At 60.5% G+C, this 11,576-nt stretch carries 11 protein-coding genes and 1 pseudogene; 9 read left to right on the forward strand and 3 right to left on the reverse strand.

What is annotated here, in order from left to right; all coding sequences use genetic code 11:
• Positions 1-6: 6 nt before the first annotated feature.
• Positions 7-97: pseudogene (locus tag K5E80_RS16715) on the reverse strand (type IV pilin protein); the annotation flags it as partial.
• Positions 98-412: 315 nt separating this feature from the next.
• Here K5E80_RS16715 and map point away from each other — a divergent pair.
• The 3 genes from map (at position 413) to K5E80_RS08340 (ending at position 4,697) form a co-directional block, all read left to right on the forward strand.
• Positions 413-1,216, forward strand: a complete 804-nt coding sequence (gene map / locus K5E80_RS08330) for a type I methionyl aminopeptidase (RefSeq protein ID WP_220635715.1) — start codon at positions 413-415, stop codon at positions 1,214-1,216.
• Between the two features lie 6 nt (positions 1,217-1,222).
• Entirely contained in the window at positions 1,223-3,805 is a 2,583-nt protein-coding gene (locus K5E80_RS08335) for a [protein-PII] uridylyltransferase (protein WP_220635716.1), read from the forward strand.
• Positions 3,806-4,040: 235 nt separating this feature from the next.
• Positions 4,041-4,697: a cytochrome c oxidase assembly protein gene (locus K5E80_RS08340; RefSeq protein WP_220635717.1), complete on the forward strand. Its 657-nt coding sequence runs from the start codon at positions 4,041-4,043 to the stop codon at positions 4,695-4,697.
• Here K5E80_RS08340 and K5E80_RS08345 read toward each other — a convergent pair.
• Positions 4,657-4,854, reverse strand: a complete 198-nt coding sequence (locus K5E80_RS08345; RefSeq protein WP_220635718.1) for a twin transmembrane helix small protein — start codon at positions 4,852-4,854, stop codon at positions 4,657-4,659. The two genes, K5E80_RS08340 and K5E80_RS08345, sit on opposite strands and share 41 nt — an antisense overlap.
• Between K5E80_RS08345 and K5E80_RS08350 the strand changes: the two genes are divergently transcribed.
• From K5E80_RS08350 to K5E80_RS08375, 6 genes are read left to right on the forward strand one after another with little or no spacing between them, the layout of a single operon-like run.
• Positions 4,853-5,629: an SURF1 family protein gene (locus tag K5E80_RS08350; protein ID WP_220635719.1), complete on the forward strand. Its 777-nt coding sequence runs from the start codon at positions 4,853-4,855 to the stop codon at positions 5,627-5,629. The genes K5E80_RS08345 and K5E80_RS08350 overlap by 2 nt on opposite strands.
• Complete coding sequence (gene cyoE / locus K5E80_RS08355) at positions 5,626-6,525, forward strand: heme o synthase (RefSeq protein WP_220635720.1); 900 nt, start codon at positions 5,626-5,628, stop codon at positions 6,523-6,525. The genes K5E80_RS08350 and cyoE overlap by 4 nt, the downstream gene beginning before the upstream one ends.
• Positions 6,510-7,391, forward strand: a complete 882-nt coding sequence (locus K5E80_RS08360; RefSeq protein WP_220635721.1) for a COX15/CtaA family protein — start codon at positions 6,510-6,512, stop codon at positions 7,389-7,391. Before cyoE ends, K5E80_RS08360 begins: the two co-directional genes overlap by 16 nt.
• On the forward strand, positions 7,388-8,527 hold the full coding sequence (gene coxB, locus K5E80_RS08365) for a cytochrome c oxidase subunit II (protein WP_246590917.1): 1,140 nt from the start codon (positions 7,388-7,390) through the stop codon (positions 8,525-8,527). Before K5E80_RS08360 ends, coxB begins: the two co-directional genes overlap by 4 nt.
• Positions 8,528-8,540: 13 nt before the next feature.
• Positions 8,541-10,139 carry a cytochrome c oxidase subunit I gene (ctaD, locus tag K5E80_RS08370; RefSeq protein WP_220635722.1) on the forward strand — a complete coding sequence of 533 codons (1,599 nt, stop codon included), beginning with the start codon at positions 8,541-8,543 and terminating at the stop codon, positions 10,137-10,139.
• On the forward strand, positions 10,126-10,953 hold the full coding sequence (locus tag K5E80_RS08375; RefSeq protein ID WP_220635723.1) for a cytochrome c oxidase subunit 3: 828 nt from the start codon (positions 10,126-10,128) through the stop codon (positions 10,951-10,953). Before ctaD ends, K5E80_RS08375 begins: the two co-directional genes overlap by 14 nt.
• Before the next feature lie 445 nt (positions 10,954-11,398).
• Here the strand turns inward: K5E80_RS08375 and K5E80_RS17270 are convergent, their stop codons facing one another.
• Entirely contained in the window at positions 11,399-11,521 is a 123-nt protein-coding gene (locus K5E80_RS17270) for a helix-turn-helix domain-containing protein (protein WP_484840042.1), read from the reverse strand.
• Between the last annotated feature and the right edge of the window lie 55 nt (positions 11,522-11,576).

Below are 11,576 nucleotides of genomic sequence, written 5' to 3' on the forward strand. Positions count from 1 at the left end.
ACTCGCTGAATGCGGGAATGGCGACGGCGGCCAAAATGCCGATGATCGCAACCACGATCATCAGTTCGATCAGGGTGAAACCCTTTTGCATCTTCATCTAGTTCTCCTTGCGGTAGATCGTTACAAAAATCCGCCGCCAGGAATCTCGTGGCGGGGATCGGATGGCTTGCGGCGCTATCTCATGCAATGAATATGCCATGCATGAAAACTGGATTGTACGAAGGATTAAATACAAAAGCCCTACCAAATTAAGCTGTAATCTGGCAGTAATTGACGTTTTTCGTCAGGTTACTTTTGATTTTGGCCGCGATTCAAGATGTCTTCAGGCAATGGGATTGAAACAGGAGCCCACAGGTCGCTGGTGCGTTGCGGGTTAAAATGCCCAGCCCCGACTTGAGAACCTACCACTGGAATGAGCGTCATCCCAAAAACCGCGGCCGAAATCGAAAAAATGCGCATCGCCGGCCGCCTGGCCGGTGAAGTGCTGGATTACATCACGCCCTTCGTTCGGCCCGGGATCACCACCGGCGAGATCGACAGGCTCTGCCACGAGTACATGGTCAATGTGCAGGGCTGCATTCCCGCCCCGCTCCACTACGCGCCGCCCGGCTATACCCCTTACCCCAAGTCGATCTGCACCTCGGTCAATCATGTGGTGTGCCACGGCATCCCGGGGGAACGCCCGCTGAAAAAGGGCGATATCGTCAATCTCGACATCACTACCATCAAGGACGGATTCCACGGCGATACCAGCCGCATGTTCATCGCCGGAGAAGCTTCGATTCTGGCCAAGAGACTGTGCCACGTCGCTTTCGAATGCCTCTGGCTGGGCATTGCACGGGTCAAGCCGGGAGCGCATCTGGGCGACATCGGGGCGACAATCCAGCGTCATGCCGAGAAAAACGGCTTCTCCGTGGTGCGCGAATTCTGCGGTCACGGCATCGGCCGCAACTTTCATGAAGAACCGCAGGTATTGCACTACGGCAAGACGGGCAGCGGTATCGAACTCAAGCCCGGCATGATCTTCACCATCGAGCCGATGATCAACGCCGGCAAAGCCGCCATCTCCGTGCTTTTAGACGGCTGGACCGTCATCACTCGCGACCGCAGCCTGTCGGCGCAATGGGAGCACACGATACTGGTCACGGAAACCGGGCACGAGGTGCTGACGCTGTCGGCCGGCGCCCAGCCCGGCCTGGATATCGCTCCCCAATAAGGCCCCATGCAGCAGACGCCGGAAAGCCCACCCGACGTTGTCGCCGAACTGCGCAACAGCCTCAAGCAGGGACAGGCTGTCCTGGAGGACGCCTACCGCAACAGCGGCAATGCCACCCTGCTGCTGAAAGGACGCGCGCATCTTGTCGATGGCATATTATGCGATCTGTGGTCATGCTTGGGGATGCCTTCCGGTCTGACCCTGGTTGCCGTGGGCGGCTACGGCCGCGGCGAGCTTTACCCGGCATCGGACATCGATCTGCTGCTGCTGGTGCCGGAAGGATTCGACCCGGTCATCGAACCCCGGCTGGAAACCCTCATCGGCCTGTTCTGGGACATCGGCTTTGATGTCGGCCACAGCGTGCGTTCGCCCCTGCAATGTATCGAGGAAGCCACGCGTGACATCACTGTCCACACCGCCTTGCTCGAAGCCCGCTTCCTGACCGGCAGCCACACGCTGTTCGCCGAACTCGGCGCACGGCTGGCTGCCGCGACCGATCCGCTCAAATTCCTCAAGGCGAAGCAGTTGGAACAGGCGGAACGCTACGCGCGTCACAACGATACCCCCTACAGCCTGGAGCCGAACTGCAAGGAAAGTCCCGGTGGCCAGCGCGACCTGCAGATCATCATGTGGGCCGCCCGCGCTTGCGGCATCGGGCACGACTGGCGCGACCTGGCTGCCCACGGTCTGGTCACCACGGAAGAAGCGCGGCAGCTGGTCCGGGCCGAGGAATTTCTGCGGCAACTGCGCATTCGCCTGCATCTGCTCGTGGGGCGGCGTGAAGACCGCTTGCTGTTTGATTATCAGGAAGGCATAGCCAGGGCCTTCAACCTTTCCGCCACCGCGACTCGGCGCGGGGCGGAAGTCCTGATGCAGCGCTATTACCGTAACGCCAAGCTGGTCACCCAGCTCAACACACTGGTGGTACAGAACCTCGAAGCCGGGTTGATGCCGCCGCAACAAAGCGAACCCAGAATCATCGATGAGGAGTTCCAGGCCATCGGCGACCTGCTCGATCTGCGCGATATAGAACTTTTCCGGCATCAGCCCGCAGCCATCCTGCGTTTATTTCTGGTCATGCAGCGGCACCATGAACTCAAGGGCATGACCGCGCGCACGTTGCGCGTCCTGTGGCAGGCCCGGCTCAGCATCAACGCCGAATTCCGCCGCCGGCCCGAAAACCGCGCCTTGTTCATCCAGTTGTTCCAGCAGGAGCACTTGATCAACGGATTGCGGCGCATGAACCAGTACGACATCCTCGGCCAGTACCTGCCCGCTTTCGGCCGCATCGTCGGCCAGATGCAGCATGACCTGTTCCACGTCTACACGGTGGATCAGCACATCATGCAGGTAATCCGCAATCTGCGCCGCTTCGCCATGCCGGACTTCGCCCATGAGTACCCGTTCTGCACCCGGCTCATGACGGCCTTTGACGACCACTGGCTGCTTTACATCGCCGCGCTGTTCCATGACATCGCCAAGGGCCGCGGCGGCGATCACTCCAAGCTCGGCAAGGCCGATGCGGGCCGCTTCTGCCGCGCCCACGGGCTGTCCGGGGAACAGACGGAACTGGTCGTGTTCCTGGTGCAGAACCATCTCACGATGTCGGCCGTCGCGCAAAAGCAGGATCTTTCCGACCCGGATGTCATTGAGGCCTTTGCCGCCATCGTCAAGACCGAACGGCATCTGACCGCGCTCTACCTGCTCACCGTCGCCGACATTCGCGGCACCAGCCCGAAGGTCTGGAACGTCTGGAAGGGCAAGCTGCTCGAAGACCTGTATCGCGTCACCTTGCTGCGCCTGCAAGGCAAGGCGCCGCTGGAGATGACCGGGCTGGCGGAAAAGCAGGAAGAGGCACGCAGCCTGCTGCGCTACCACGGCCTTGAGGCCGAAGTGGAAAAGCCGCTCTGGCAGCATCTTGATACCGCCTACTTCCTGCGCCACGATGCCGAGGAAATCGCCTGGCATACGCGCATGCTCTACTACCGCCCCGCCGCGGCCGAACCCGTGGTGCGTGCCCGCACCAACACGATCGGCGAAGGCCTGCAGGTGATGGTCTACACGCCGGACCAGCCCGCCCTGTTCGCGCGGCTGTGCGGCTACTTCGCCAAGCTCGGCTATTCGATTTTCGACGCCAAGATCCACACCACGCGACATGGCTTTGCGCTGGACAGCTTCGTGCTGTTCGACCCGCAGGAGCATCTGGATCACTTGCCCTACCGCGACATGATTGCGCTGATCGAGCACGACCTGGCCGAATTGCTCAAGAATCCACCGCCGCTTGAAGCACCGGTGCGCGGCCGCCTGTCGCGCCAGGTCAGGCATTTCCCGGTACAACCGCAAGTGGAAATACGCGCCGACGAACGCGGCAGCCGCTACCTGATGTCGATCACGGCATCCGACCGTCCCGGCCTCCTGTTTGCCGTCGCGCATACGCTCTGCCGGCACGGGATCGCGGTGCAAACCGCGAAAATCGTGACCCTCGGCGAACGCGCCGAGGACAGCTTCCTCATCACCGGGGAGGAACTGTCCCAGACCTCGACGCTGGTGCGGCTGGAACAGGATCTGTTGGAAGCGCTTCAGGTATAGCCGAACCCGGACCGGTAAGGCAGTTTTACTGGAAGTGCTTGCCGATTCCGGCAACAAGCAGGGTCATTTCAATACCCGGTTTCCCAGTCGGCCAACCTGGACTGCCATGAGAAGGCTTGGTATGTTTCACTACTTACTTGACTTTCTTGAATTATTGTCGATAAAATGAATAGCATACTATTATAGTCAGGTATTTTACTGCTCTCCGCAGACCCTGTCAGAGAGGATTGTGGCAATGCCCCAGAACGCCAGCAGGCAAAGACCGCCAGTTACCGATGACGGCCGAAAGGTATCGGCAGCCGCTCATCGTCGTTTGGCATTGCGCCTCCTTCTGCTCGTCGCGTTCTCCATCGCCTTCACCCTGGCACTGGTTCCTCTTTATGACGTGCTGTGCCGTACCACCGGGCTCAACGGACGCTCCTATGATGATAATTTTCAGCTAGGCGGTTTCAACGCCGGCGCCGTTATCCCCGTCAAGGGAGTCGATTCCAGCCGTGTCGTGAAGATTGAATTCACGACCACGGTCATGCCCGGCCTGCCTTGGGAAATGCAGCCCCTCACCCGCTCGCTGATGGCTCATCCCGGCGACTTGCAACTCGTCAAATACCGGGTTCGCAACCTGAGCGACCGCACTATTTCCGGGCAGGCAATTCCTGGCGTCACGCCCGGCCAGGCGGCCCGCTATTTCCACAAGATCGAATGCTTCTGTTTCGCGCATCAGTCTCTGGGACCCAACGAAGAGCGCGAGCTGATCGTGGCCTTCATCATCCGCCCCAACCTGGATGCGGACGTACGCGAACTGACCCTCGCCTACGCCTTCTTCCCCTTGCCGCCCCCCCGCCTCATCGCCATCAGCGCCCCACTCCAAGCACCGACTGAAAACCGATCATGATGAGAGCAAACAACAGCACGGAGAGAACGATGCGCACCGTGAGGGCCCGCACGGTGCGTTTTTCGTGGCTGCCGTCCCGCAGCAGGAAAAAAAGTCCCGCAAACAGGCTGGCAAGTACCGCCAGCAGGAGTACCAATACCAGTCCCTTGATCACCATGACGACGCTCCTTGCAAAGGATGAACAATACCATCGTCCAACAGGCTGCAAGATTGCGGCCGCCCGTTGTTTCCATCCGCGGCTCGTGCCCACCCTGTTGCTGTTGCTGGCATTGCCGTGCCTGATCGGCCTCGGCTTCTGGCAGCTTGACCGCGCCAATGGAAGGGAAGCTGCGGGGCAGTTGCTGGAAGCACGCGCTGCGGCACCCGCCATCGCGCTACCGGCTGAGGTTGTCAGCACCGAATCGCTGCGCGACCGGCATGTCATAACCTCTGGCCGCTACGAACCGGCCTATCAGTTTTTTCTCGATAACCGCGTCTGGCACGGCCAGGCCGGTTATGACGTCATCACGCCCCTGCATGTGGCCGGCAGCCGGCTGCGCGTGCTGGTAAACCGGGGCTGGATTCCGGTGCCCGCCGACCGCCGCCAATTGCCCAACGTTGCCACGCCGGAAGAACCGGTTGAGGTGGATGGCACCGCAGTGATTCCGCCGACTGGGACTTTCAGTCTGGCGCAGCCCGCTGAGCGCTGGGAATCCATCTGGCAGAAGCTGGATCTGGGGCGCTTCCAGCGGCTGGCAGACATGCCGCTTCAGCCAGTCGTCATCCAGCTCTCGCCGCAAAGCCCGGCCGCTGGATTCGTGCGCGAGTGGCCGCGGGTCGACGCTGGCGTCGCGCGCAATCTCGGCTACGCCGTGCAGTGGTTCGGCTTTGCAGTCGTTGCCGTCGTGCTCTGGCTCTGGTCGGCGTTTAAACCTGAAGGGGGGAAATCATGAATACCGATGTCATCGTTCGCACAACCCGGCTGCGCGCTTTTCTGTCGCTATGCAAATTGCGTGTCAACAGCCTGATCGTATTCACCGCGATGATAGGCATGCTGCTGGCGCAGACAGGACTTCCCCCGCCCCTGCGTTTCCTGGCGGCGACAATCGGCATCGGCCTGGTGGCCTTCGCCGCCGCCGCCATCAACTGCCTCATCGAGCGCACCGTGGATGCCCGCATGGCCCGCACTCGCGGACGACCGCTGCCGCGCGGCGAGATCGTCCCGGCCGAAGCGCTGAGTCTGTCCATGGCCATGGGCGGCATCGGCCTTTACGTGCTGCATGCCTGGGTCAATGACCTGACCCTGTGGCTGACGCTCGCCACCTTCGTCGGCTATGCGGTGATTTACACGGTGGTGCTGAAGCCTGCGACGCCGATGAACATCGTCATCGGCGGAGCCGCCGGCGCCATGCCGCCGGTCCTGGGCTGGGCGGCCATGACCGGCCAGGTCACACAGGAGTCGATCGCGCTCTTTCTTATCATTTTCCTGTGGACGCCACCGCATTTCTGGGCGCTTTGCATGGCGCGACGCGACGACTACGCCAAGGCGGGCTTTCCGATGCTGCCGGTAACCCACGGAATCCGCCACACCTGCATGCAAAGCCTGATCTATGTGGCATTGCTGAGCGTGGCGAGCTTCCTGCCGGTATTCCTGGGCATGACTGGAACAGCCTATGCCATTGCCGCTGCCACACTCGACTTGATCTTCCTGCTGCGCGCCTTCCAGCTTTGGCGAAGTTACAGCGATGCAGCATCGTGGCGCCTGTTCTGTTATTCCATCACCTACCTCGGCGCGCTGTTCGCCGCCATGTTCCTTGACCGACTGGTGGCGTCATGGCTGCCGATGTGATCGTACCGCTGTCCCGCTCCGACCTTTACCGGCCACTGCTGCTATTGGCGACAGTGCTCGCCTTGAGCGTCGTCGGTCTCGGTGCCTACGTGCGACTGACCGATGCCGGCCTCGGTTGCCCGGACTGGCCGGGCTGCTACGGCCACCTGCTGGTGCCTGACCACGCAGACGACATTGGCCGCGCCTGGCGTGAAATGATCCACCGCTATGCGGCCGGCAGCCTCGGCCTGTTAATCCTGGCCCTGACCTTCGCCGCCTGGCAGCGGCCTCAATCACGGTTTGCCAGACCCTGGCTGGAAACCGGTCTGTGCGGCCTTGTGGTGATACAGGCATTGCTGGGCATGTGGACAGTTACCGAATTACTGAAGCCGGTCATCGTCACCGCTCATTTGCTGGGTGGCATGCTGTCATGGGCAGTACTGATCGTCCTCTGCCGGCGTGAGTATGCTATTGGGAATAGCGGCAAGTGGCAAGGGTTGGGTGCAGTCACGGCAGCAACCGTGCTAGGTCAGATTATTCTCGGCGGCTGGGTATCCAGCCACTACGCTGGTCTCGCCTGCCCCGATTTCCCCGCCTGCCAAGGTAGTTGGTGGCCCGATGGCGCAGCAGCCTCCATCCACTGGGTGCATCGACTGGGAGCCATTGTGGTGCTGGCAATCGTCGGCACTTATGCTTTCGTATTGTTGCGCACGCCAACGCAACGCCCCTTCGGCCTTACCATTGCAGCGGCGCTTGTCATTCAGTTGGCATTGGGCATCAGCAACGTCCTGTTCAGACTGCCGCTGTCCATAGGGGTATTCCACAATCTGGGCGCCGCACTGCTGCTGGCGACCGTAGCTGTCTCGCTGACGAGGAAACGAACATGAGTTGCATCAAGCCAGCCGTTGCCGCCGGATTATTCCTCGCCTCTGTCAGCACACTTGCCGAGATGGCAGTCAACCTGCCGCCGCCGGCCACCGGCATCGCCCGTGAAATCTTCGACCTGCACACGTTGGTGTTGTGGATCTGCGTCGGGATTTTTGTGGTGGTGTTCCTGCCCATGTTCTACGCCCTCTGGCGCCACCGCAAGTCCAAGGGACACGCTGCAGCACGCTTTAGCGACAACATGCGGCTGGAGCTGGTGTGGACCATCATTCCCGTGCTGATCCTGATCGGCATGGCCTGGCCAGCGACGAAAACCATTCTGGCCATGAAAAACGTCGGCAATTCCGACCTGACCATCAAGATCACGGGACACCAGTGGAAATGGGAATACGAGTATCTGGAGGACGGTCTGCGCCTGATCAGCAATATGTCAACGCCACAGAAGGAAATTGACGACGGTCGGCCCCAATCGGCGCATTACCTGCTCGAAGTGGACCATCCCCTGGTTGTTCCGACAAACCGCAAGGTACGCCTGGTAGTGACATCCACCGATGTCATCCATTCCTGGTGGGTACCGGCCTTCGGCGTCAAACAGGATGGGATTCCGGGCTTCATCAAGGAGACCTGGTTCCGGGTAGACAAGCCGGGCACCTACCGCGGCCAGTGCGCCGAACTTTGCGGCGTGGGTCATGGCTTTATGCCCATCGTCGTCGAAGCCGTCTCGCCGGAAAAATTCGCTCTCTGGAAGAACGAGCAGATCGCCGCAATGAAGGCGACCAGTGAAACTGCTCAAGCCGCTGCCAAGCAAGTGCTGTCGCTGACGGAATTGAAGACCCGCGGCGAGCAGGTCTATAACGCCAACTGCGCCGCCTGCCACCAGCCGACGGGGCTGGGCCTTCCCGGCGCTTTCCCCGCTCTCGATGGCTCCGCCATCGTGAATGGTCCGGTTGCGGTGCATATCGACCGTGTCTTCAACGGCAAACCGGGTACCGCCATGGCCGCCTTCGGCCAGCAGAAACTACTATCCGACCTGGATATCGCCGCCGTCGTCACCTACGAGCGCAACAGTTGGCACAACCATGTCGCCGCCCCGGGCAACCTGGTCCAGCCCGCCGATGTCGCTGCCTTGCATAAATAACAGGAACCCACCCATGGATATCGCCGCTACCCACGCTACCCATCACGACAGCCAGCCCACCGGCCTGATGCGCTGGCTCACCACCACCAATCACAAGGATGTGGGGACACTTTACCTGTGGTTCTCGCTGCTCATGTTTCTGGTCGCCGGTGCGCTGGCGATGCTGATCCGCACCGAACTGTTCCAACCCGGCCTGCAATTGTTCCAGCCGGCGTTTTTCAACCAACTGACGACCATGCACGGACTGCTGATGATCTTCGGCGCCATCATGCCGGCCTTCGTCGGTTTCGCCAATTGGCAAATTCCTCTGATGATCGGCGCACCGGACATGGCCTTCCCGCGCCTCAACAACTGGAGCTTCTGGCTGCTGCCGGCGGCGGCATGCCTGATGCTGTCCTCCTTCTTCGTGCCCGGCGGCGCCGCTGGCGGCGGCTGGACCATGTATCCACCGCTCTACATCCAGGGCGGCATCGCCTATGACATTACGATATTATCAATCCACATCATGGGCCTGTCGTCGATCATGGGCGCCATCAACATCATCACCACCATCTTCAACCTGCGCGCACCGGGCATGACGCTGATGAAAATGCCGATCTTCGTGTGGACCTGGCTGATCACGGCCTTCCTGCTGATGGCGGTGATGCCGGTGCTGGCGAGCGTCGTCACCATGCTGCTGACCGATCGCCACTTCGGCACCCATTTCTTCGCCGCTGCCGGCGGCGGCGACCCGGTGATGTTCCAGCACCTGTTCTGGTTCTTCGGCCATCCCGAGGTGTACATCATGATCCTGCCGGCCTTCGGCATCGTTTCGACGATCATTCCCACCTTTGCCCGCAAGCCCCTCTTCGGCTACGTCTCCATGGTGTATGCGGTGGCTTCCATCGCCATCCTGTCCTTTCTGGTCTGGGCGCACCACATGTTCACCAGCGGCATGCCTGCGGCCGGGCAGCTCTTCTTCATGTATGCCACCATGCTTATCGCCGTGCCAACCGGCGTCAAGGTATTCAACTGGGTGGCGACGCTGTGGCGCGGCTCCATCAGCTTCGAAACACCCATGCTTTTTGCTCTGGCCATGGTCTTCCTGTTCACCATCGGCGGTTTCTCGGGACTGGTCTTGGCCATGGTACCCGTCGACATCCAGCTCCAGGACACCTATTACGTCGTCGCCCATTTCCACTATGTGCTCTTCGCTGGCGCCGCCATGAGCATCATGGGCGGCATCTATTACTGGCTACCGAAATGGACCGGCCACATGTATGACGAACGCCTTGGAAAGATTCACTTCTGGCTGACGGCGATCGCTTTCAATATCACCTTCTTCCCGATGCATTTTCTCGGCTTGGCGGGCATGCCGCGGCGCATTCCCGACTATGCGCCCCAGTTCGCGGACTTCAACATGATGGCGAGCATCGGCGGCTTCACCCTCGGCGCCAGCCAGCTGCTGTTCCTCTATACCGTCATCAAGTGCGTCCGTGGCGGCCCCCCGGCCGGCGACAAGCCCTGGGATGGCGCCACGACATTGGAATGGACCCTGCCCTCGCCACCGCCCCACCACTCGTTCACTACCCCCCCAATACTGGAAACGGATACTCCCCATGGACACGCCTAGCGCCTACTACCAGCCGCCACCGTCGCGCTGGCCCATCGTCGGCTCGCTGGCCTTGCTGGCTCTCGCCAGCGGCTTCGTGCTGTTCCTGGCCAAGTCCAACGCCGGACCCTACCTGATGGCGGCGGGCGGCTTGCTGCTCATCGCCATGCTCGCCGGCTGGTTCGGCGCCGTCATTCGCGAAAGCCTGGCCGGCAAGCTGGAAGGCCAAGTGGATGGCTCCTTCCGCTGGGGCATGGTCTGGTTCATTTTTTCCGAAGTGATGTTCTTCGCCGGATTCTTTGGCGCCCTGTTCTATGCTCGCGTCATCTCCGTACCGGAACTGGCCGATGCCCAATTGCTCTGGCCGGGCTATGCCGGCGGCTGGCCCACCGCCGGACCCGGCATCAAGGAAGCCTTCACGCCCATGCCCGGCTCGGGCATCCCGGCGGTGAATACCCTGATCCTGCTCAGTTCCGGTGTCACCGTCACCTGGGCCCACTGGGGGCTGCAGAGCGGGCGTCGCTGGCAAATCATTCTCGGCCTTGCGCTCACCATTCTGCTCGGCGCGACCTTCCTCGGACTGCAAGCGCACGAATACATGGAGGCCGCCTTCAGCATCCGCACCGGTATCTACGGCGCCACCTTCTTCATGCTCACCGGCTTCCATGGCCTCCACGTCACGCTGGGCGCCATCATGTTGAGCGTCATCCTGGGCCGCGTCCTGGCCGGACATTTCAGCGCCGACAGTCATTTCGGTTTCGAGGCGGCAGCCTGGTACTGGCACTTCGTTGATGTGGTCTGGCTGATGCTGTTTGTCTTCGTCTATTGGCTGTAGGCATAAACCGGCCAAGCTGGAAGCAAAGCGCTTTGGCTTCGATTACGGACTTTTGTTTCTTGGCCCGAAAGGCAGCATAAAGACCCGCCCCCTTCTGCCCTCCCCCTCGCGGGGGAGGTAACAATCAGGCTCGCTTCACTCGCGATTCTGTTCATCACCTTATCAAGACTTCATAGTGGAAAATTAAATGCGCGGTTCCGGCATTGTGCTTACTCGTCGGGGGCATCACTTCCTGCTGGAAACAGTTCTTCGGTAAAACCGAAACGCGTAAAGTCTCGTATCCGCATGGGGTACAAGATTGTTCTGAATTCATTTGCTGGTGCTGGTTTCAAGAGGTCTAAAAATAACTTTACCCACACCGTTACACACTACCACATTTCATATATTTTGCGACGCCGTCAAAACAAAGTGGTCGAACTCGTGGGTAAAGTTTTATGCGAAACCGCTACCTCTTACTGCCGAGTGCTCGATACAACGTTCTGCGGCTGATACCGTTCATGGCAGCCGCCTCGGTTACAGGCACTCCCCTAGCGCAGAAAGCCGTTACAGCAGCCTGAATTTGTTCCACGCTTACGCGCGGATTGCCGGCGACATAGTGCTTGTCACGACCGAAATCGTGCCGG

Source organism: Georgfuchsia toluolica (assembly GCF_907163265.1).
In the GTDB taxonomy this organism is placed as follows: Bacteria; Pseudomonadota; Gammaproteobacteria; order Burkholderiales; family Rhodocyclaceae; genus Georgfuchsia; species Georgfuchsia toluolica.

Bases quoted from the DNA above. Each gene is read 5' to 3' on its own strand.
- map (WP_220635715.1), top strand. From the start codon at position 413: ATGAGCGTCATCCCAAAAACCGCGGCCGAAATCGAAAAAATGCGCATC.
- K5E80_RS08335 (WP_220635716.1), top strand. From the start codon at position 1,223: ATGCAGCAGACGCCGGAAAGCCCACCCGACGTTGTCGCCGAACTGCGC.
- K5E80_RS08340 (WP_220635717.1), top strand. From the start codon at position 4,041: ATGCCCCAGAACGCCAGCAGGCAAAGACCGCCAGTTACCGATGACGGC.
- K5E80_RS08350 (WP_220635719.1), top strand. From the start codon at position 4,853: ATGACGACGCTCCTTGCAAAGGATGAACAATACCATCGTCCAACAGGC.
- K5E80_RS08345 (WP_220635718.1), bottom strand. From the start codon at position 4,854: ATGGTGATCAAGGGACTGGTATTGGTACTCCTGCTGGCGGTACTTGCC.
- cyoE (WP_220635720.1), top strand. From the start codon at position 5,626: ATGAATACCGATGTCATCGTTCGCACAACCCGGCTGCGCGCTTTTCTG.
- K5E80_RS08360 (WP_220635721.1), top strand. From the start codon at position 6,510: ATGGCTGCCGATGTGATCGTACCGCTGTCCCGCTCCGACCTTTACCGG.
- coxB (WP_246590917.1), top strand. From the start codon at position 7,388: ATGAGTTGCATCAAGCCAGCCGTTGCCGCCGGATTATTCCTCGCCTCT.
- ctaD (WP_220635722.1), top strand. From the start codon at position 8,541: ATGGATATCGCCGCTACCCACGCTACCCATCACGACAGCCAGCCCACC.
- K5E80_RS08375 (WP_220635723.1), top strand. From the start codon at position 10,126: ATGGACACGCCTAGCGCCTACTACCAGCCGCCACCGTCGCGCTGGCCC.